The organism is Spirosoma sp., from assembly GCF_048594605.1.
Lineage (GTDB): Bacteria > Bacteroidota > Bacteroidia > Cytophagales > Spirosomataceae > Spirosoma.
Map to the genome: position 1 here is coordinate 15,663 of NZ_JBMDWV010000191.1, position 21,753 is coordinate 37,415.

14 protein-coding genes are annotated in these 21,753 nt (G+C 48.3%); 9 read left to right on the top strand and 5 right to left on the bottom strand.

The annotated features are described in order from the left end of the window. Window positions 1–281 precede the first annotated feature (281 nt). The 3 genes from ACOJS8_RS11990 to ACOJS8_RS12000 all read left to right on the top strand — a co-directional run bounded on the left by ACOJS8_RS11990 (window position 282) and on the right by ACOJS8_RS12000 (window position 5,270). A complete protein-coding gene (locus tag ACOJS8_RS11990) occupies window positions 282–2,489 on the top strand; it encodes an ATP-binding protein (RefSeq protein WP_420148780.1) in 2,208 nt (735 codons plus the stop codon). A gap of 661 nt (window positions 2,490–3,150) precedes the next feature. Continuing rightward, window positions 3,151–4,059 carry a DUF808 domain-containing protein gene (locus ACOJS8_RS11995; protein ID WP_420148781.1) on the top strand — a complete coding sequence of 303 codons (909 nt, stop codon included), beginning with the start codon at window positions 3,151–3,153 and terminating at the stop codon, window positions 4,057–4,059. Between the two features lie 227 nt (window positions 4,060–4,286). Continuing rightward, a complete protein-coding gene (locus ACOJS8_RS12000) occupies window positions 4,287–5,270 on the top strand; it encodes a glycoside hydrolase family 43 protein (RefSeq protein WP_420148782.1) in 984 nt (327 codons plus the stop codon). Window positions 5,271–5,680: 410 nt separating this feature from the next. Here ACOJS8_RS12000 and ACOJS8_RS12005 read toward each other — a convergent pair whose 3' ends face one another. Beyond that, window positions 5,681–9,526 carry a PVC-type heme-binding CxxCH protein gene (locus ACOJS8_RS12005; protein WP_420148783.1) on the bottom strand — a complete coding sequence of 1,282 codons (3,846 nt, stop codon included), beginning with the start codon at window positions 9,524–9,526 and terminating at the stop codon, window positions 5,681–5,683. Window positions 9,527–10,580: 1,054 nt separating this feature from the next. Here ACOJS8_RS12005 and ACOJS8_RS12010 point away from each other — a divergent pair. From ACOJS8_RS12010 to ACOJS8_RS12025, 4 genes are all read left to right on the top strand, one after another. Then, window positions 10,581–10,745, top strand: a complete 165-nt coding sequence (locus tag ACOJS8_RS12010) for a hypothetical protein (protein ID WP_420148784.1) — start codon at window positions 10,581–10,583, stop codon at window positions 10,743–10,745. A 560-nt stretch (window positions 10,746–11,305) separates the two neighbouring features. Further along, window positions 11,306–11,713, top strand: a complete 408-nt coding sequence (locus ACOJS8_RS12015) for a PadR family transcriptional regulator (RefSeq protein ID WP_420148785.1) — start codon at window positions 11,306–11,308, stop codon at window positions 11,711–11,713. A gap of 21 nt (window positions 11,714–11,734) precedes the next feature. Continuing rightward, entirely contained in the window at window positions 11,735–14,239 is a 2,505-nt protein-coding gene (locus ACOJS8_RS12020) for a PspC domain-containing protein (protein ID WP_420148786.1), read from the top strand. 144 nt (window positions 14,240–14,383) lie between these two features. Further along, complete coding sequence (locus ACOJS8_RS12025; protein WP_420148787.1) at window positions 14,384–14,989, top strand: DUF1684 domain-containing protein; 606 nt, start codon at window positions 14,384–14,386, stop codon at window positions 14,987–14,989. Window positions 14,990–15,005: 16 nt separating this feature from the next. Here ACOJS8_RS12025 and ACOJS8_RS12030 read toward each other — a convergent pair whose 3' ends face one another. Then, window positions 15,006–16,286, bottom strand: coding sequence for an MFS transporter (locus ACOJS8_RS12030; RefSeq protein ID WP_420148788.1), 1,281 nt, complete (start codon window positions 16,284–16,286; stop codon window positions 15,006–15,008). A gap of 120 nt (window positions 16,287–16,406) precedes the next feature. Then, window positions 16,407–17,456 carry a methyltransferase gene (locus ACOJS8_RS12035; protein WP_420148789.1) on the bottom strand — a complete coding sequence of 350 codons (1,050 nt, stop codon included), beginning with the start codon at window positions 17,454–17,456 and terminating at the stop codon, window positions 16,407–16,409. A gap of 164 nt (window positions 17,457–17,620) precedes the next feature. Between ACOJS8_RS12035 and ACOJS8_RS12040 the strand changes: the two genes are divergently transcribed. Then, complete coding sequence (locus tag ACOJS8_RS12040; RefSeq protein WP_420148790.1) at window positions 17,621–18,100, top strand: hypothetical protein; 480 nt, start codon at window positions 17,621–17,623, stop codon at window positions 18,098–18,100. A gap of 73 nt (window positions 18,101–18,173) precedes the next feature. Here ACOJS8_RS12040 and trxA read toward each other — a convergent pair whose 3' ends face one another. Further along, complete coding sequence (gene trxA, locus ACOJS8_RS12045) at window positions 18,174–18,479, bottom strand: thioredoxin (protein WP_420148791.1); 306 nt, start codon at window positions 18,477–18,479, stop codon at window positions 18,174–18,176. Window positions 18,480–18,566: 87 nt separating this feature from the next. Beyond that, window positions 18,567–19,859 (bottom strand): bifunctional 3,4-dihydroxy-2-butanone-4-phosphate synthase/GTP cyclohydrolase II, encoded by a 1,293-nt coding sequence (locus tag ACOJS8_RS12050; RefSeq protein ID WP_420148792.1) that lies wholly within the window; start codon window positions 19,857–19,859, stop codon window positions 18,567–18,569. A 185-nt stretch (window positions 19,860–20,044) separates the two neighbouring features. Between ACOJS8_RS12050 and ACOJS8_RS12055 the strand changes: the two genes are divergently transcribed. Next, on the top strand, window positions 20,045–21,753 hold a 1,709-nt coding region (locus ACOJS8_RS12055; RefSeq protein ID WP_420148793.1), incomplete at its 3' end, for a gliding motility-associated C-terminal domain-containing protein.

Here is a 21,753-nt window from a genome sequence, read left to right on the forward strand (position 1 = left end):
TCGTCATTGAGTTGAAAAAAGGGGTGGACCGGGGCAATTTACTTAATGGCCTGTAGAGCCAGTGGGACGAGCACGCCTACAGTAATGATTCTCTCGAATAATAGGATTCCTCTAAGTGGACAATTGAGATATTGCATTATTATCCTGAATAGAAACATGTTTACTAACAACGGACAATAAATAAATCCGAGGCTTTTTGAGAGCAATTGATCTACATAAAGTATATTCAGTATCCTTTTGTCATTAAGCTTATACCTTCCTTGACCTCCACGGGCTCGCTCATGAAGTTATTGCTACTTCTTGCTCTTCTTTACCTGACTGGGGGGAAAGCGCTGTGCCAGACTGTATTTCGCGTTGATAGTTTACCCCACCAAGGCATTGTGCTCAATAAGGGCTGGCAATGGCAGCCGGGTGACAATCCGGATTGGGCAAAGACGGATGCCAATGATCGAAGCTGGCCGGCTATCGACCCTAGCCAGAACATCACTGATCTGGCGCAGATACAACAAACTCACATCGGCTGGTTACGGCTCCATCTCCAGATCGATTCCAGCTTAACAAACCGGGTGGTCAGCCTTCTGGTTGATCAGCAGGTTGCTTCTCAGATCTACCTGAACGGACGACTCATTGGCCAGTTTGGACGCGTGAGCGCCAACCCCGACCAAGTTGAAGCCTACAATCCGTCGGGAGCAGACCAGGCACTTTGGCAAACCACCCACTTTAAATTAGACGCCCAGCCTCGCCAGGTGCTGGCGGTACGCTTTGCGCAGCAACCGGGCGTTCCTTATTTGAAATTTTGGGGCCAGCCGATTCCTTTTCTGCTCATTAAGCTTCACCAGGCAGACCAACGCAACCACTATCGGCTCGATAGCGCAGGTAATTTTGATATTACGTTTTTAGATTATTTCAAGGGAGGGTTGTTTCTGATTCTATCCCTGCTGCATTTACTTTTTTATAAATGGTATCCAGCACAAAAAGTGAACGCCTGGTTTGGCCTTTACTGCCTCTTTGCCGCCTGGGCGTATCTGAATCAGCCACTTATCTATCAATTCGTTCATAATGTACCACTGCGCATGCAGAGTGCTATTGTGCAATTGGTACTTTTCTTTGTGACCCATCTTGCCTTTCTGGGAGCTGTTTACAGCATTTTTAATAAGCCGATCGGGGTGCTCTTTTATGGAGCTCTTTTGGTTTTCAGTGGGTATGTTGTTTTATACACTCTACAGGTAAACATGCCCGACGGGCTGAGTACTTTTTTAGCCCTGTTGCTGACCGATGTTCAGTCAACAGGACTGCTCTTGCTGGCCACCCGAAAAAGAGGTTCAGAATACGGAATCCTCACCGCTGGGGCGATTGGTTTCATTATCTTTTTGCTAGCCTACCTGGCTGTACCACTGCTACCAGTGAGTCTCTTCACCAAACACATCCTGCTTAATGTGTTTTACAATCTAAGCACGCTTAGCTCTCCGATTAGCGTGACCCTGTTTCTGGCTAAACGGTTTGCTCAAACTAATTATGCCCTGGCCGATAAGCTGCTCCAGGTCGAAGCGCTTTCAGCTCAGACGCTGGCCCAGGAACAGGAGAAGCAACACCTGTTAACTACTCAGAAGGATACTCTTGAACAACAGGTAAGCAGCCGTACCGCCCAACTGAGTCAGTCCCTGAACGAATTGAAAGCCACGCAGGCTCAACTGATTCAGAAAGAAAAGCTGGCCAGTTTAGGGGAGCTAACGGCGGGCATCGCTCACGAGATCCAAAATCCGTTAAACTTCGTCAATAACTTTTCGGAAGTGAGCACCGAACTGATTGAGGAATTTAAAGAAGGGCCGTTTGTTCACTTGCCACAAGACGACAAAGGCAGTGTTGAGGAACTGCTGGGCGATCTGACCCAGAATTTGCAAAAAATCACCCTGCACGGCCAGCGCGCCAGCCGCATTGTCAAGGGCATGTTAGACCACTCCCGAACTAGTAGTGGGGAGAGCAAACCAACTGATTTAAATGCGCTAGCGGAGGAGTATCTGCGATTGGCTTACCAAGGGCAACGTTCCAAAGACAAGACATTCCAGTGCCGATTGGTAACCAACTTTGATACCACACTAGGTAAGGTGGATGTCGTGCCGGGGGAGCTGGGTCGGGTATTTCTGAATCTGTTTACTAATGCGTTTTATGCGGTCAATGAGCAGAGCAAAGCGGGTTTAGCTGAGTATACACCTACCGTCTGGGTCAGCACACGGCAGACCCAGGTGCCAGTCAATCGCCAGGTGGTCGAAATCCGTGTTGCAGATAACGGCACCGGTATGAGCGAAATGGTGAAAGCCAAAATCTTTCAGCCCTTTTTTACCACTAAACCGGCCGGGGAGGGGACTGGCTTAGGATTATCGCTGAGCCATGATATAGTTACCCACGTGCATCAGGGGACCATACAAGTCACTAGTAAGGAGGGGCAGGGAACGGAATTTGTCATTCAGCTTGCTCAATCGAAAAAATAGGATAGCCACTTTTAGTCTTGGAGATGTGAATCTCCCTGGCGGCTTGTTCCTCTGAATAATTGCCTTCCTATGGAATTTTCATCAATCCGGGCTTTCTGTTCAACTGTTTTGGCTAATCCTTTGGGACGACCGAATAGCTAACCCAGTCGGCGAGCGGAAGCCAGCCCTGCTAAGAATGGTTGTTATGGGAAATCTCCCGAATTGGACTTTCATCAAACCTATCTGGAAATGTCCATGAAAAGCTTGATAAAGTTACGCTAATTACGACTCAGGAAAACAGTTATAGCTTGTCTTGACAGGCAAAAAGCGCACCCATAGGTTTATAACGGGCTTAACTCAATGAATAGACTTTAATCGTTAGCACCAATAATCAGCTATATACATATCAAAGCGTACAAACAACTTGACAGAATCATCAATAGGTGTTGAGAAATAGGAATAGATTTGCAACTAGTTGCCAACTTTCGCCCCCTAAGTCGGTTAAACTAACGAGAAGGTTGATAAAAAGGAGTGGATAGACTAATGTTTGTTTGAACAAAAGCAGCGGCCTGACACCAACCGGTCTGCTCTCAGGGGTACCCCAGATGGACAGAGCCCAAAAATCCAGGATTCCATCCCTGCATCCGCTCCCGTAATTTTAGAAGTAGCCAATGTTTTAACGATGCCTTCAGGACTCTTTGCTTTATTAGATGATATCTCGGCTTTGGTAAAAGCAAGTGCCGCCAGTTTAGATGACGTGCCCACTCAAGTCGCTAAAACGACCGGGAAAGTATCGGGTATTGTCATCGATGATACGGCCGTTACACCCAAATATGTAGTAGGACTCGACCCGTCGCGGGAGCTGGCAATTATCTATCAGATTGCTAAAAAATCGCTGATCAACAAACTCCTGCTGTTAACTCCAGCCGCCTTGTTGCTTGGCTACTTCGCCCCCTGGGCGATCACACCTATTTTAATGGTAGGCGGAGCTTATTTATGTTTTGAAGGCTATGAAAAGGTCCATTCTCTGTTCAGCCACCCCGATGGGGACACGAAGCAAGAGCAGGTCATAGAGATTACCCCCCAGGAACTGGAGAAGCAACGCGTGGGTAGTGCGGTTCGTACCGATATTATTTTGTCGGCCGAAATCATGGCCATTGCCTATAGCCAGGTAAACGGTCAGGCACTGGTGAACCAGATTGTAGTGATGGTGGCGGTAGCGGTTTTTATTACGCTGGCCGTCTATGGGTTTGTTGGCTTGATTGTTAAAGCCGATGATATTGGACTGCACCTGGCTGACCCTCAGCACTCTCCTGCCACTCAAAAAATAGGCCGTGGCATTGTAAAATTTATGCCGCATTTTTTGAATTGGCTGGGTTACATCGGTACAGCCGCTATGCTTTGGGTCGGTGCCGAAATTATTGCCCATGGCCTCCCGTTCACCGCTCATGCACTGCATGCGCTGGAACAGAGCTTATCCTCCATGCCGGTGTTGGCCTGGTTTGCTAAAGCGCTGGTTTTGGCAATGGCCGGGCTTGTCATCGGGTTTATCATTGAGAAGTTAGTTGGATTGGTCAAGCGGGCCTTTTAATAAGTCAGGGTGTAGGCGCCTGCTGAAGCTCCAATTTTGGCTGGTGGGCCCTGCCGTTGTCGCTACTACGTTGGAGCGAGCACAATGGGTTGGTCCGTTGCACAGTTGCCAATTATAAGTTCATTTACCAGGCCGCACCGATACGTTGTGGTCTGGCGTCAGAATGTAATCGAGTATTTTTTCAGAACGACCTGAGTGGCATTCGTATATTACACGATACTCCCAAAATGAAGGCTAATTTTCTTTATTTGATCCTCTCACTGGCTGTCCGGCACGCATCTGCCCAGGTTGAGCAGGAAATTTTCTGGGCTGATGTAACCATCTATGTGGAGGGGAGCACCTATTACCTGACCGGCACAAAAGGTGGCAACGAAGGACCGCCCGGATTTGCTTTGTTAGCATCAAAGGATCTCAAAACATGGGCTGTGCCAGCCAAGGCAATCGATTCATTGGGCACAATCCTAACCAAAGGCGACCATACCTTCGGCACCAAGGGATTTTGGGCACCCCAAATCCTCAACGATAAGGGCACGTATTATCTGACGTATACGGCCGATGAACAAACCGCATTGGCCAAGTCGGAATCGTTGTTGGGTCCTTTTCGCCAACAAGAAGTTCGCCCCATTGATGGCTCCCAGAAAAATATCGATTCTTATCTTTTCAAGGATACCGACGGTTCCTATTACCTGTACCATGTACGTTTTGATAAAGGCAATTACCTGTATGTAGCCGAGTTTGACCTGAAAAGCGGAACGATTAATCCTCAAACTCTGAAACGATGTTTTGACCAGACCGAGCCCTGGGAGGCAACGCCTAACTACAAATCAGCGCCCATTATGGAGGGGCCTACCGTACTAAAATTGAAGAACAAATATTACCTGTTTTATTCCGCCAACCATTTTCAGAACATCGACTATGCCATTGGCTATGCCGTAGCCGATTCGCCCTATGGGCCTTGGGTGAAGTATAAAAATAACCCGATTATTCATCGGTCAATCGTTGGCGAAAACGGCTCAGGGCATGGTGACTTATTTGAAGGGATTGATAAGCAGTTGTATTACGTATACCACATTCACAATGCATCCGACAAAGTAAGCCCCCGCCGAACACGTATCGTTCCAGTCGTCAAGGAATGGGATGAAAAAGAGAGTGTTTATCGGTTCAGTGTCAAAGGGAGCGAAGTAATTATACCGGTAATGGCCGCAAAATAAGGTTTGTTGTTAACGAGATGGGAGCTATTGAAGGTCATTCAACAATTGTTGTTTCACCGCGCTCAGCACCCCAATCAGGTACTGGAAATTACGGGTGCTGAGTCAGAATTTTATTCGGAAACGGCAGTTGAAGCTGGGTCGAGATGTGTTGTTTGATTTGCTACGAGTTCATAAGGTATTAGTGAAAAATCGTCGCCGTAAGGTGCAGACTATCTTTTCTAAACACAGGCAGAATCAGACCGCCGTCGCGGAAATAGCCGAATCTGATACGTATAGTATGTACCCAAGATACCCAATTTGTTATAGGTAAGGCACACAACCGCACTGCCGGCCCCGCTATGTTCTGGTCGGCAATGGCTTTGCTTACCTGAACATAGCGGCCCGTGCCGTTCTTGTAGACAGAACTATCCCTATGGCTTCCGACTGACTGGCATTTTCGCCTGCGTGGTGGTGCGTAGAAACGCTACTAAATCCTTGATTTCGGTTTCCGAAAGCGGATCCAATAGTCCTGTTGGCATCATGGAAGCGGGGTTTACCTCGCGTGATTGAATATCAGCTTTGTTGATAACTACCGCATCCTGACCAATAACGCGTAGGGTTAGCTGACGCTCGTTCTCCTTTGCTACATTACCGATGTACGTTCGGCCGTCACGGGTTGTTACAACCACCATTTTGTAATCGTCTTGGATTTCGGCGCTGGGGTCCAGAATATTCCCCAGGAGGTAATCCAGGTTAGCCCGGTTGGAACCCGTTAGTTCGGGGCCTATGATGCCCCCTTCGCCATACATTTTGTGACAGGGGCCGCAAGTGTTCTGAAATACCACTCGTCCTTTAATAGCGTTAGCACCAGCTACGGATTCTTCAGTGAGCAAATTTCTGTATCGAGCGTAGGCTTTTTCATCCATCGCTACGTGGTCGATAGGTCCCCAAACTTCCACAAATCCGCTGCCCACCACCCGGCGCAATTGACGGGCTACGAACGTCGGTATATCTCGTTTAGGAATGATATTTTTGGCGATAGCCTGTGTGAGTTGCCAGCCGTATTTTGGGCGGGAAGCCAGCGTCTGAACAGTTTCTCGTTTCTCCGACGTAGTGAAACCAGGGTAGCGGTCGAGAAGCAATTTTCCGAGTAATTCATTGTCATAACTGGCAATTGAGCGGATGGCGTCGAGTCGTAAATCGGTGCTGTTGAGTAATTCCGGCAACTCTTTGACTAACTCCGGGCGTTGCTGCGAAGCCAGTGCCAATAACGCTTTCCTTCGGTTTTCCAAGGGCGTCTTCGGTTCTTTCAACAAGGTCATTGATTTGGTAGCCATTTCTGTGCCGCCAAATTGACCGCTTATGTCCGTCGCCAGTTTAGACGTTGTACCATCTGTTTTCAGTTTAGCATATACGGTTTTCCAGTTGGCCGGAGCTGACAGGTCGTAGCGGCCTTCCAAAGCATCCCGCATCCCTTCCAGCAGGTTTAAGCGATTTTTGGGCAATTTGCCAATCGTTGTCACTAATGAATTAACGGCCTGTGCATCCACCACCCGACGGGCAATAAACTGCGTTACCATCGGAATCTGACTTTTTGTAGCTAATTCAAGCGCACGGCTGGTATTTTCCTTCACCAGTGGTTCCATACCATACCAGATAAGTTTTGGTAAATTATGGTCTGCTGCATCTTCAGCATGAGTCAGCAGTCCCTCTGCCAATGTCCAGCGTGTATCGTTACGTAGGCGTTGCATGGCTGACGCGAGATACAGCCGCACTATTGGTGATTTATCCTGCCGCGCCATTGTAGCAAACTGCACCAACACATCCGAGGTAGGACTTTTATCTTCACACAACAGTTGTATTGCCCAGGCCCGAACGTAAGGGTATTTATCGGATAACGCCATTTTCAGTTGCTCAACCGATAGATTTTCCGTAATGTGCAATGCCCACATTGCCCGTAACCGATAGCCCGAATTGGACGATTTGTCGTAGAGGGAGTTTAGGCGGTCAATAGCTGCTGCATCCAATTTCCCTTGAGTAGCCCGTCCCTGAAGAATAATTCTTGCCCGACGGGCGTGCCAATCGCTAGGGCTTGTTTGCAGTGAGGCCAATTGCTCGTCCGTTAGTTTACTCAAATCCCCGTATCGGTCGGGCCAGTTCTGCGTTTGTAAATTCGTGGGTGTTATACGGAAAATACGACCGGTCTCCTGATTCAACACGTCGGAACCGCAGATATCGGCGTCGTGCCAGTCGAGAGCGTAAAGTCCACCGTCGGGGCCGATTTCAAGGCTAAAACCAACCCATTGAGCATTATTCGCCATCATAAAATCTTCGCTATGATGCCCAACAAAACCCGATCCTTTCGGCTCCAATACGTCAGTTAGAATGCCGTGTTCGTGGATATTGGCCATAAAAATTCGGCCCTGTTGCTCTTTCGGAAACGCATCAGACTGGTAAATCCGAGCCCCGCCATGTGCCGAGCGGTGGCTGTGGTCGGCAATTGTTTTGATGTCATTATAGACATACGGATTGAAGTGCTGTCCACCCTGCCGATGGTAAATACCACCCGGAATAATGTGCCAGAGGTGAGGAATCACGCAGGCCGTGATGAAAATCTGACCATTAGCATCGTAGTCGATACCCCACGGATTGCTGAAGCCATGCGACACTACTTCAAAGCGGTCTTTGGTAGGATGGTACCGCCAGACACCACCGTTAATATCTGTCCCTTCGCCTTGCAGAATATCGTCAGGAAATGGGTCTTTATGGCGGTATAGGCGCCCTTTGCCGGTTGGCTTACGTATTTTTGAAGGAGTAGCAAAACCCTGACAACCGTAAAGCCAGCCATCTGGTCCCCAGTGAAAGCTATTGAGGGTTTCGTGCCGATCGCGGATTCCCCATCCCGTCAGCCGAACTTCAATATTGTCAACGTCGGCTTTATCGTCGCCATTTTTGTCCGGTATAAACAGCAGATTCGGCGGAGCCCCTACAAACACCCCACCCATACCAACCGCAATAGCTGCCGGAAAAGCGAGGCCTTCCATAAATACCTTGCGGGTATCGGCTATGCCGTCGTGGTTAGTATCTTCCAGAATCAGAATCCGGCTGTCGCCCGCGTTAGAAAATCCTTTCCCGCGTGATTCGTAATCGCGGTTTTCGGCAATCCAGAGTCGGCCCCGGTCGTCCCAACAAAACGCCATAGGTTGGGTCATCATCGGTTCCGAGGCCCACACGTTCACCTGATACCCTTTTGCTACGGTCATTGCAGCTACGGCTTCTGCTGGGGTCAGAAATTTCGCTTCGCGGCCTTCGCGCTGGGCAACTCCCCACAGCGAAGCCGTTGAATAATCTGATTTACTGCCGGTAAACTCACCATAGGTTTTTGTCAGCGCTACGTCGTTAAGCGTACCTGTGTACACCACAATCTCATGTTTTAGAATCTCCGTAGCACCCTTTTTGATGTTCCAGTCGCCTTTGCGGGCTCGCGCTGGACCAATGCCTAACTGGTCATCTACGCGCCAGGGGGTGGGATAATTTCGGTTCTGGGGGTGGTCGAAAATGGCGACATGCGCCCAGTCGCTACGCCCTTCTACCTGCATCCCCACATCTACCCATGGGGCCGACTGCCCTTCGGCTTTTCCATTACGTTGCCGAGCCGCATTTACAACTTCGCCAGCCATGCCGGGTTTCCAGGGCATTCGCAGAAACAAACCGCCGTAATCGTACTTGCCAATCGTTACGTCGGTATGGGCTTCACCGTTCCACTCCAGATCAAGCAGGTATTGACCGTTACGTTCCCGCATAGCCCAGTTCTGGGTTTCGGTTAATACGGCTTTTCCCGTGGAGTCGAGCAGGTCATATACTGTTTGCCATTTTACGGTTGTGCCTTTACTTTCGACCACCTTGGCCGACACCTTACGCCAGTAATCGCTCTGCGGATGATGAAAATAATCGCGGCCGTTGACGCGGGTAAACCCCCAGTATAAACCGGTCTGGTGCTTGTGGTGGCCCGGACTATATTCGGTCAATATGCCTTTGCCATCGGGGGCAACAATCGGGTGTAGATAAGGGCGAAAATCCGCTTTAGCCACCTGCGTCACAATCGGCGTTGCCTGACCAGCACGGTAAACGGCTATTGTCTGAGCGATCTTATCTTCTTTAATGAGCAGTGGCTTGTCAGCCACAGACAATTCACGCCCTGCCAGTTCAGCCGACGGGCGAACGGTATAGACAAACGAAAGAAAAACAAGTCCGAAAAACAGAACTACAAGCTTCATAGCGGGCAAAGGTTAATAAGGAATGAATAATAGGTAATGTATAATGAAAAAATCGAATTACGTTCTACTGGAACGTAGTTGCTATATGACCTTTTCATTTGTAATTCAACTAATTGATGATCACTGTCAAAACGATCCGATTTTCTTAAAACTCAAATTGACGAGCTAAGCCTGATGGTAGTGTTATTTGCCCCGTTAAGCCACCGGATACTTTTTTTAGAGCCTACTTCAATGATGCCGTCAGGATCAGTCATTCGGTCGTTCGCTTTGTTTAAAGAACCCAGATGAGGTTCAATCCACACAGATTTAAAGCCGGGGGCTGCTGATTCTATGCCACATATAATTGCCAGTAGAGCGTAATACGGGCTGGCACTGCATGTATGACAATCTGGTCGTGTACTCGGCTGATTCGTTTCCGGGAAGATGGTAAAACCTTGGCCATCTTTGTTTCCAGGCCGATAAATTCGCGGCATAGCGGTCACCAAGGCCTGCTTTTCGTAAGGCTTGGTTTATATAAAATTGGTGATATAACGTAGCTACCCCATTCTACAAAATCATCGGTTCAGCCGAATCAACTTTTTGAACACTAGGCCGTTTCCCTAACCTATCGGTCATTGCGCTGGGATTTAGGTATAGGGCCGTTTTCAACTGTCAACTGAAGAACAATCCAAAAAGCACACTATCTCCCCCTAATGAGCAAAGTGAAGGATTAGCCAAAGGTCTCAAAAAACGCTCCTACTTGAGAACAAGAGAGATTCAGGTATCCGGAATTCGGGCGTTTGACGAGCCACTTAAGTTAAAGCTCACGCGTTGACCAACTTACTGGTTACACTCTTCTGATCAGCTTTTACAACTAGCTTTAACATATTCAGAATAATTACTAAGGACTGTATAAACCAGGACAATGCATTGTCTATTTTCGGACGACAAGAATCCAGTGAAAGTATGGAATGGCCATTTTTTTGTCCATAGGACCCAATAATATTGTTGGTCTTTGATTTGCAAAACGGAAAGATACTTTCTGTTTTCAATCAGATAGATAGTCTATCAATTTATGAAAGGTACTCAACTAGGTGAGTTCAAAAAGATTTTGCTGCTGACAACTGCGCGACTTTACGATGATGGCAACGGTGTAGCCGTATTGGAAGAACTGAGTCAGCGGTTAGAGCGACCTGTGAGCTTAGGCGCTGTTCAGCGCACCGCACCATGCAGCGGTTAAAAGAAAAAGGACTGCTTTATTCCCACTTTAGTGAACCGATCGCTGAACGGTGTGGGCGCAGCAAGTGCTTGTTTATAGTAACCATCTTGGATCAACAAACCTTGCAGCAAGCGCGACGTATTCCGCAAACCGATTTTGATTACCTGACATGAATTGAAAAAACCATCAAAGCAGGCAGGTGGCTCCTCCACACTGGGCCGAGCGGTTGCTGAGTTGAATTACGGCTCCCTGTCTACAAGACGAATTAGTGGACGATCTGTATGAAATATTTCAAAAGCGGATCCAGCAGCATGGATATACTAAAGCAAGGGTATTGTAAGGATTGGAAATGCTCCTGATAGTGCATCCCCGGCTTTTGCGTGATAAGCTACAGCCGCTCACCTCAGGCACTTAGTCGCTACCGTGAGGTTGGCGTTCGGAAAGAAACGGACATCTTACCACTCATCATTAGATTTCACCATTAGTCCTGATGTAAGAATAAAAAATAACAGGGTACCTTGCATCGCATAGTACCTTATGCTACCTTTGGTTTATGAAATTCACGAAAACAGTACACACTAATGAATATTGAAAATGCTCAGGTGCAAATGCGGAAAGGAATTCTGGAGTTCTGCATTTTGCATATCATATCGCGGGGCGAAGTGTATGCCTCCGATATGCTTGACGAGCTGACCTCAGCCCGCATCATGGTTGTGGAAGGTACACTGTACCCATTGCTAACCCGATTAAAAAATGCAGGTCTGCTCGATTATAAATGGGTTGAGTCGACCTCCGGACCACCCCGTAAATACTACATTTTAACCGACCTTGGCCGACATTCGCTAGAAGCGCTGGACGAAACCTGGCAGGAATTGTCTGAGTCGGTTAACGCCATTGTCAGTAAGGCCGAGCAGCATAGAAAACCTGCCAATGGTTCGACCCCTGTGATACCGCTTTCTGATCCAACTACACCATCCACCAACGCTTAACCTATTCTCTTTTCAAAAGCCATGAAAAAGACCATAAGCATAAATATTAGTGGTGTCATCTTTCACATTGAAGAGGATGGCTACGAAAAACTTAGAAATTACCTGACTACGGTTCAGCAATATTTTTCCACCTACGAAGACAGTCAGGAAATTATTACGGATATAGAAAACCGTATTGCTGAAAAGCTGCTTGCCAAGCTAAAAGCTGCTGACAAACAGGCCGTATCGCTTGAGGACGTAAACGAACTAACGGCGGCTATGGGTTCTGTGGCAGACTTTGAAGCCGTTGAGGAAGAAGAAGTGCTCGTAACCAGCGGTGGACGTAACTCAGCACAGGGTGCAGGGGTGGGGGCAAAGGGTAAAACAGAGCAAACCAGAACTGGTGACCCCATGCCCTATGCCCCAGGCCCTGCGCCTGAACCTCGCCGGTTGGTACGTGACTTGCGCCGGAAAACCTTGGGTGGGGTTTGCGCTGGTTTGGCTCACTACTTCAACATGGACGTAGTGTGGGTACGACTTATCTTCCTGATTCTATTTTTGGCCCTGCCACCACTGGGGCAAGAATTTGGCGCTGGCGTATCCGGCTTTACGTTCATCGTCTACATTGCTATGTGGATTGCCCTGCCGGGAGTTAGCACGATTGAAGAAGATAAAACCGTCAAAAAATTCTTTCGTAATCCGGAAGATAAAGTACTCGGGGGCGTAGCGTCGGGTATTGCAGCCTATTTTGGCGTCGATACGGGCGTTATTCGATTACTATTCGTGCTGGGTATTGTTTTCTTTGGCGTTGGCTTTCTTCTGTATATAGTGCTCTGGATGGTTGCACCGCAAGCCAATACGCTCACCGAAAAGATGGAAATGCAGGGGCAGCCGATCACGCTTTCCAATATTGAGCATAGCATCAAACAGAACCTGAATATTAATGAAACGCCAACTAATGAAAGTACGCTGACCCGCATATTGCTGTTTCCCTTCCGGGCGATCGCGACCATAATTGGCGGCCTGGGTAGCGTATTGGGCCCCTTCATGAACGCCGTTGTTGCTGTGATACGTGTGTTTGCCGGAGTGCTTATGCTGGTTGTCGCGTTTGCCCTGATGATTGCTTGTCTGGCCGTTTTGGGAGCGTTTATTGGGTTTGAATCAGGCGCTCATCTTGGCGACTTACCCATTAATGCCATTCGCGATGACCTTTCGGTCCCTATGATTCTTTCGGCTTTTCTGATTGGTATAATTCCGGCCTTCGGGCTGGCTATTCTGGGAATAATGCTGATCATGATGCGTAGCGTCGTAAGCAGCCGTACAGCCCTGACAATAGCTGGTGTGTGGCTGGTTAGCCTAGTTGTTTTTGCCGGAATGGTCACCCCGCTTATCAATAGCTTCCAGCGTCGGGGCACGGTCGAAGAAACGAAGGTGCTGAACGTACCCGCAGCTATCCCAACCTTTGCGATGAACGACGTGGAGAACGATAATAACTGGCGCCCGTCGATCAATATGGAAGGGTATGACGGCACTACGTTAAATCTGGTTCAATATTTCCGGGCGCAGGGGAGCACCCGTTCTGAGGCCCAGACTAATGCCCGCCAGATCAAGTACGTGTATACGATCAAAGATTCGACCGTACGCTTCGATGAACGGTTGGAATTAGCCTCAGGTGCACGCTTCAGGGCTCAGGATCTGGACATGGATCTGAAGATTCCTTATGAAAAACCGTTTCGTATGACCCGCGATTTTGCCCGATTTGTTCGGAATGAATTTGGCGAAAAAGAGTTTGATCGGATGGAAGCAAGTATCTGGAAATTCACGAAAGCCGATGGATTGGTTTGTATAAACTATCCACGCGAAAAAAATCGGGACTACGATGATGAAGATAACGACGTAACGGATCTTACGGATGAAGTGCAGAGCGCCGTTACGAATGAACTCGGTGATGAGTTTGACCGTATTGGCGACCACACCCGTCAGTTTAACGTTACCTCTTTCTCCAAAGTCGATGTGGGGGGGGCCTTTGTTGTACGTTTCCGGAAAGGCGATACGTATAAAGTCGTGGCTGATGGACGTGACGACGATCTGGACGATATCAACGTAAAAGTTGATGGCTCAGTCCTGAAAGTATCCATTGATGGCAAAGGTTTATTGAACTGGAATAATCGCAAGCGCATCGGTTTAACCATTACTGTACCCACGGCGATTGATGAACTAAAACTGACGGGTGCGTCGAAAGCCAGCCTGACAGGTTTTGAAAAATACAACGATCTGAGCATTGATATGAGTGGCGCCTGCCGGACGGTATTCGATGGAGATGTGAGCAACCTTAAACTTGATCTGTCCGGCGCATCGAACGTAGTGCTACGGGGTCATGCCAATGAGCTGGAAGCCGATTTGAGTGGTGCCTGCAAACTCGAAGCAACAAATATGCGTATAGAAAAAGCCAATGTAGACGCTGGAGGGGCCAGTCATGCCGATTTCGGTCAGGTTGGTTCGCTCGAATCCGAAACTTCTGGAGCCAGCAAAGTAACCCGACAGTAATCGGAATAGGTAATTAAATCTGAATAGCTTGGGGAAACCACAGAACGGTTTTCTCGAGCTATTTGGCTTTTACGGCGGCTTAACCCTGGCTTTTTGTATCTTTAGCCGGTTTGGATTAGGGACGTAGTGATTTCACAAATATCTATGCGCTTACTGTCAACACTTTGTATAAGTCTGCTCGTTATGTCTGCTATGGCTCAGAATCCGTTTGCGGATGAGCTGGCCAGGCATCGTGAGAAATACAAAAAAGATTTGCTGGCGTCGGCTGGCGGACCCGTAAAGGAAGAGAGTGATCTGTCGTTTGTGCACTTCTATCCGCCGGATTCGACGTATCGCGTAGTAGCTACGGTAGCCTTAACCCCTAAAGCTGAACCGTTTGAAATGCCGACGTATAACGGAAAAACCAGAACACATGTCTCCTATGCGCTTCTCTCGTTTGTGCTCAACGGCAAGAAACAGCAACTGACGTTGTATCGAAATCTGAATATTATCCGCTTGCCCGAATACCGCGATTATTTGTTTCTTCCGTTCAAAGATGCTACGTCCGAAAAGGAAACGTATGGGGGTGGACGCTATATGGATCTTCGTAAGGGTGATATTAAGAATGGACACGTAACGCTGGATTTCAACAAAGCCTATAATCCTTATTGCGCCTATGAAGAAGGATATCCTTGCCCAATTCCACCTAAAAACAACGTACTATCAGTGCCTGTAAAAGCGGGTGAGAAAGCCTACGGGAAAGAGCATTAATGGTTATACCATTCGGTCAGGAAATTGCTTTTTCCGGTTCGCCCATCCGTGCTGAAGCAGGCGACTTAACAGCAATAAGCGTGATAATAGCTGAGAGCAAAAGGGAGCCTGCCATGAAGATGTAGGAAGCCCCAAAGCCGCCCGTAGTTCCGTTCAAATAGCCAACGATATATGAGCCAATGAACGAACCTAAGGCACCAAAGCTGTTGATCAGGGCCATAGCGCCCCCCGCTACGTTCCTGGGCAAGAGGTCGGGTATGATGGCGAAAAATGGACCGTAGGGCGCGTACATCGCTCCTCCGGCAATAATCAGTAAGGCAAAGGATAACCAAAATTGATCAACGCCTACCAGATAAGAAGCGTAAAAAGCAATCGCGCCAAGCAACAAAAGAGGCCAGACAAATGCTTTTCTGTTCAGGGTTTTATCTGAATAATACGACGCCCCAAACATTCCAATGATGGCCAGTACGTAAGGAACGGACGATAACCAGCCCGTTTTGACGATTGTCATATTAGGAGCCGCATTCAGAATGGAGGGCAGCCACATAACAAAACCATAAACGCCAATGCTCCATAGCGCATATTGCAAACTGAGTAGAATAACAATCCTGGATTTAAAGGCTTCGGCGTAATTTTTAACGGGCTTGATGCCTTGCTGCTCCTTCTGTAATTGTTCCTCCAGGTCGGCCTTTTCGGATTCGGTCAGCCAGTTGGCATCCTTGGGATTGTCGTCGACTAACCTCCACCAGAAGAAGGCCCAGATAATGGCTGGTAAACCTTCGATAATGAACATCCACCGCCAGCCGACTGCTTTAATGAGATAACCTGATAGAATCGACATCCACAGAATCGTAGCCGGATTACCCAGAATAAGGAATGTATTCGCCTGTGAGCGTTCGGCCTTTGTAAACCAGCGGCTCAAAAAAAGGAGCATGGAAGGCATTACAGCACTCTCAACAACGCCAAGCATGAAACGGATAACAACCAGCAGCGTTACGTTGCTGATAATGCCTGTTGCCGTTGCCAGTCCGCCCCACAGAATCAGCGACCAGAAGATGAGCTTCTTGGCACTTTTCTTTTCGGCGTAAACCGCGCCCGGTACCTGAAAGAAAAAATACCCCAGAAAGAAAAGCGAACCCAGTAAGGACGACATGGCTGGGGTAATCTTTAAATCGGCAGCCATGCCGCTGGCGGCTCCAAACCCGAAGTTTGCCCGGTCTAAATAAGCTAAGCTATACGTAATAAATGCGATCGGGAGTAATCGGTACCAGCGCGATTGGGCAAGGGCTTTTTCCATCTTGGCTTTTTTATTCAGGCAGTTTGTCTCAAGGGTGCTGAAATGAGAAAGAACAATTTTGGTGTCGCTCTACTGCCTTTTTTTTGCCGAGCTATCCATTCTGTTCGTCGGGCTGAAAAATTACTTCCGCGCCCAGATGAGCCCGTAGTCCATTTGGGTTGGAATAATCTCAACTGTAGGTTGCAAACCGGCCTGTACAAACCAGTTTCGGTATTCGGCGCGGCTATAACAACGTCCTTTCGTTCCCCAGAATAATTGAGCAGAATAATCGGTAACCGCCAGCGGGCCATCTAATGTATCACCCAGGAAGGCATCGTGTATCCATAGTTCACCACCCGGACGTATCGCTGCGGCAAAACGGCTGGCCAGTAGCTGACAGGTTGTAGCTGGCCAGTCGTGGAAGAGACTGGCTGCCAGTAGGATATCGGTTTGTGGGAGGTTATCGGTTAGCATATCGCCGGGTAGGAACGTAACCCGTTCTTTAACACTTTCTGTACCTGGACGACCGCTTTTTGTGAATTCATCCAATAATTCGGCGGCTACGGCGAGCACAGCCGGTCTATCCAGTAACGTAGCGGTTGCGTTTGGATTGGCCAACAACCATTCGTAGGTATAAAAACCCGTGCCGCCCGCTACGTCCAGCAAATGTCCATCGCGTTTGGTCATGTTCGCAGCGACAATGGGCGACAGGTAACGAGCGCGCCCGGCCAGACCGAGGGTGAATTTGCGGGCCAATTTCGGATCGTCCATCGGGGAGGGGCCTTCGCCTTCCTTTACAAATGAGATGCCGTTGGGTGCGTCGAGTGGTCCATCGTTTTTAAGCCGGACTGCCATTTCAAAAGCGCCTGGATCATCTTTCTCCAGGTCAACGTAGCCAACCAGATTCGGTGTATGCGACCTTGTTACGTAGCGCCCTAATTCCGTGACAAAAAGTCGCCCGTCTTTATCGTAGCTGAGCAATTCCATTGCGCACAGTGCCGGGAACAGCACCATCGCCGGGCGTTCGCTCAACTGGAGCCGACTTCGTAGTTCAGCAATGCTGAGAGCGCTATTCGCCAACACATCGAATACGTGCAGGTGATGAACAGCTGCAATTAGTAGTCGTGAGCCGAACATGGCTCGCAAATGACGGGTGATCGGGGCAGGATCCGGCTGCGTTGCGTTGAGCATTAGTACTATCAAAAAAATGGTTCTTGCTCAAATATAAGGGCTGTATTTCATCAGCTCGTCATGTCATCCCGCTTAATGATTTTGTGTGGATAAAATCCAAAAATATACTTGATTATTATAATTTTACTCCTTACCTTGACCGATAAATAAACATTTTTACGGCCATGAAAAACTCACTTTTAGTAGTTCTGCTTCTGTTAAGTGCCGTTTCGCGTAGTCTGGCTCAGGCCGACAACGATGCTATCAAGCGTGTATTACGTAGTGAAACCGAAGGATTTTTTAAGAGAGACAAAGCTGAATGGGCAAACGCCTGGGCACATACGCCTTACATTAATTTTGCCGCTAATCTATCCGGGGGGGATTTTAGATTGATTCAGGGGTGGGCTAATCTGGAAAAACAGTTTGCCAGCCAGTTTAAAAGTTCGAAAGTGTCCGATAAAGTTATCGTGCAGAATTCAAACTACAACATTCATCAGAACGGGAATATGGCCTTTGTTACGTACGACCAGACGCTCTTGGATAGTCATGGCAAAACGACATCCAAAGAAACCCGTGTGCTGGAGAAGTTAGGCGGACAATGGAAAATAATCAATGTGATTGCGCTGACGAATTTGAAAAACTTTGGTCTGGCACAAAGCAAGTAAAGTAGACTTTTATAAAACAAAAAGGCCGGGTTGCGATCTGGCCTTTTTTGTTTTATAAGAAATAGTCGATTCATTACACGCTGAATTGCTTCACCAGGCCTTCCAGTGTATGCAGCGGTTGAACGCCCGACTGACGCCAGACGATCTTTCCATCTTTAAACATAATCATGGTCGGGATGCTCCGAATCTGGTACTGCTGAGCAGCGGCCTGTGCTTTATCGACGTCGATTTTAATGACGCGGACCTTATCGCCGGCTCGTTCGGTAAGCTGCTTCAGGATAGGGGCCTGCTGTTTACAGGGACCGCACCAATCTGCATAAAAATCGACCAGAACGGGTTTATCGCCATGAATAAGGTCTTTGAATGATTGCTTGTTCATCGAATGAAGAGTTTAAGGTTTCATCTTCCGGGTCTTAAACCTTTGCTTTAGAACCTCGAATGTTGAACTATAAACTATTGAAATGTCTTACTGTTCTTCGTTTATCGGCTCGTTCATAATGGTGTGCCCCATTTTGTCGCGCTTTGTACGCAGGTAGGTTTCATTGTACGGATTAGAAGGAATTTCGACAGGTACGGTATCGATGATTTCCAGGCCGTAGCCCATTAGTCCTGCCCGCTTTTTGGGATTATTGGAAATAAGCCGAAGTTTTCTAATGCCCAAATCGCGCAGGATTTGTGCACCTATGCCGTAATCACGAGCATCCATCGGTAAACCCAGTTCCAGATTGGCTTCGACTGTATCGCGGCCCATTTCCTGGAGCTTATAGGCTTTCAGCTTGTTCATCAGTCCGATACCCCGGCCCTCCTGGAACATATAAACAACAACGCCTTTCCCTTCTTTTTCAACCATTTGCATGGCTGCGTGAAGTTGAGGGCCACAATCGCAACGGCACGAACCGAAAATATCGCCTGTCACGCACGAGGAATGGACACGTACTAAAACAGGTTCATTTGGCTCCCAGCTTCCTTTAACAAGGGCAAGATGCGTATCACCGGTATTGCTTTGTTTGTAAGCAATCAGATCGAAATGCCCCCAGTTGGTTGGCATATCAACCCCGATCTCACGACGTATCAGAGTTTCGGTGCGTAAACGGTATTCAATCAGATCCTGAATACTGACCAGTTTCATGCCAAAGCGGTCGGCCATTACGCGCAACTCGGGCAGACGAGCCATTGTACCATCTTCATTCAGTACTTCGATCAGTACGCCAGCGGGTGCAAGGCCAGCCATACGGGCCAAATCAACAGCGGCTTCCGTATGCCCCGCCCGGCGAATAACCCCACCTTCAACGGCACGTAGTGGAAAAATGTGTCCGGGACGGCCCAGGTCTTCAGGGTTGATCGTTGGATCGACCAGCGCCCGAATGGTTTTGGAACGGTCGGCCGCTGATATACCCGTTGTACAGCCGTGTCCAAGCAAATCGACCGAAACGGTAAATGGCGTAGTATGAACAGACGTATTGCTGGTTACCATCATGTCCAGACCTAGTTCGTCGCAACGCTCCTGAGTGAGTGGCGCACACATGAGACCGCGGGCTTCGCGGATCATAAAGTTCACCATTTCGGGCGTGATCATTTCGGCGGCACAGATCATATCGCCTTCATTTTCGCGGTCTTCATCATCAACAACAATGATGATTTTACCGGCTTTGATGTCGGCAATGGCCTCTTCAATGCTATCCAGACGGATAGGTGCTGATTCTGAAGGATCTGAAGAGGCCTGGCCCTCGGATTCGGTATTAGGGATATTGTAACTCATTATTTGGTTGATGCGTGTCGGTGGAACTATCTTTGATGTCCAGTTGACTAGTTTTGTCGAAACCCAATTTGGTCAGGTTTCCTGACATTTGAACTAAAAACTGATTTTAAGAAAGATACGTTTCGCCCGACGCGAAAATGTCGGTTAAGCCAGTCTTTGCAAAGAGTAACTCCCTGATTATACGCATGATGAATCTTTTACCTATTACGTGTTTTCTGAAATTGTGGCTGGCGGATGATAGGGTAAAGTCCGGTACAGCAACGCGGTGTCTACTGATTGGCTTGTTTTTCTTCTGCACACAGTCTATCCCTTTGTTAGCCCAGACGATCGACCCGAACAACAACTATTGCACGAACGCGCTGGGAGCCGCTGAAGGCGGATTTACGCTGGACAAAACGCGAATCTGCCCCGGCGAAAGAATTCGGGTGACGTCATTTAAGCCGGGGTTAGCGAGTATTTCTTATATAGCTGATTATAAAGGAAATGGAATTCCAACAGCTAACCTGCAACCGGGGGTTTTTACGTACAATACACCTGGTACATACACCATACTACAGCGAGCTACTTTAAATGGAGTGCTGGCCGTAAAATGCCAGACCGTAACGGTGTTGCCTCTTGATCCAGTCCAGTTTTCGGCAAAATCTTGTACGGGTAAACAGGTCACCCTACAGGTGAATACTGCCACTCTGGGTCAGTACGATACGTATCTTCTTAACTGGAATGATGGCACCCCTCCTATAGAAATGACACGTTCCGCACTGGAAGCTGGTCCACAGCATACGTACGATGACGCGGCCCCTAACGTAGTAACCATCACGTTAGACGGGATTTACGGGGCGCTCAATCTGCCTTTGTGTACGTCAACGTTTCAGCAGGCGGTCGCTTTGGCGTCAGATATATCGCAGCCCACTATCCAGGTGCTGGATGCTCCTGACAACGGAACCATTACACTTCAGTATGAGGTGGGCCCGGCTTCTCCCGTACAGCTTTATCAGAAAATAAATGGTACGTATGTGACCACAAACCAGCGAGCCGTAGGGCCGGGCGCGTTTACGGTTAAAACCGACGCTACGCAGGCTCAATGTTTTAAAGTTGTATCGCAGGACGTTTGCGGCAGTACTACGCTGGATTCCAAAGAAGTGTGTAGTCTGGTGCTGGATGCAAAAGCGACCAATAAAAAGAATACCCTCAACTGGCAGGCTTATACAAACCTTCCTGCCGGAAGTACATTCCAGAATTATCAGATCATACTCAATGATGCGCCACAGGGAAATGCCATCAATAGCCAGAATACTACTACGTATACCGACACCAGCGTTACGTGTGGAACTCCCTATTGCTATCGAATCGTCGCTACAGTGGGAGATGGCGCGACTCAAACCACAATTACGTCGGCTCCAGCCTGTGTAACGGGCATTAATGGTACAGTACCGGATAATCTTGGAAATGTTGTTGTATCGGTAGAGAACAACCGTCCGACCGTAATGACGCATTTGCCTGTTGCGGGAAGGCCATCCAGTTATACGTTATCAATTAGTCGTGCGGATGGTGGGTCAGGTACGTTTAGTCCGGTTGCTACGTTGGAAAACGATAGTACGTTCACGGATAACGGTGCAGATGCTTCGGCGCAATCCTATTGTTACAAAGTCGAATACCAGGGTGGATGCGGGCTGGGGCTGCCTGTGTCGGAACCGGTCTGCTCTATTCATTTAAGTTCATCGTCAATTCGGTCGATGGACTGGAATGCAGAATCGCCTTTTCTGCCTGGTTCGGTATCTGATTACGTCGTTGAGTTGATCGATTCAGTACGTACGCGCGAACGAAGCAATGGCGTTGCTACGCATTACGAACGTAGTCCGAGCGAAGTCGTATACCTTTATCGAGTGGCGGCCAA

Excerpts from the sequence above, each read along its gene's own strand:
- ACOJS8_RS12040 (WP_420148790.1), top strand. The coding sequence starts at position 17,621 with ATGAAAAACTCACTTTTAGTAGTTCTGCTTCTGTTAAGTGCCGTTTCG.
- trxA (WP_420148791.1), bottom strand. The coding sequence starts at position 18,479 with ATGAACAAGCAATCATTCAAAGACCTTATTCATGGCGATAAACCCGTT.
- ACOJS8_RS12035 (WP_420148789.1), bottom strand. The coding sequence starts at position 17,456 with ATGCTCAACGCAACGCAGCCGGATCCTGCCCCGATCACCCGTCATTTG.
- ACOJS8_RS12015 (WP_420148785.1), top strand. The coding sequence starts at position 11,306 with ATGAATATTGAAAATGCTCAGGTGCAAATGCGGAAAGGAATTCTGGAG.
- ACOJS8_RS12030 (WP_420148788.1), bottom strand. The coding sequence starts at position 16,286 with ATGGAAAAAGCCCTTGCCCAATCGCGCTGGTACCGATTACTCCCGATC.
- ACOJS8_RS12005 (WP_420148783.1), bottom strand. The coding sequence starts at position 9,526 with ATGAAGCTTGTAGTTCTGTTTTTCGGACTTGTTTTTCTTTCGTTTGTC.
- ACOJS8_RS11990 (WP_420148780.1), top strand. The coding sequence starts at position 282 with ATGAAGTTATTGCTACTTCTTGCTCTTCTTTACCTGACTGGGGGGAAA.
- ACOJS8_RS12020 (WP_420148786.1), top strand. The coding sequence starts at position 11,735 with ATGAAAAAGACCATAAGCATAAATATTAGTGGTGTCATCTTTCACATT.
- ACOJS8_RS12010 (WP_420148784.1), top strand. The coding sequence starts at position 10,581 with ATGAAAGGTACTCAACTAGGTGAGTTCAAAAAGATTTTGCTGCTGACA.
- ACOJS8_RS12050 (WP_420148792.1), bottom strand. The coding sequence starts at position 19,859 with ATGAGTTACAATATCCCTAATACCGAATCCGAGGGCCAGGCCTCTTCA.
- ACOJS8_RS12000 (WP_420148782.1), top strand. The coding sequence starts at position 4,287 with ATGAAGGCTAATTTTCTTTATTTGATCCTCTCACTGGCTGTCCGGCAC.
- ACOJS8_RS12025 (WP_420148787.1), top strand. The coding sequence starts at position 14,384 with ATGCGCTTACTGTCAACACTTTGTATAAGTCTGCTCGTTATGTCTGCT.
- ACOJS8_RS11995 (WP_420148781.1), top strand. The coding sequence starts at position 3,151 with ATGCCTTCAGGACTCTTTGCTTTATTAGATGATATCTCGGCTTTGGTA.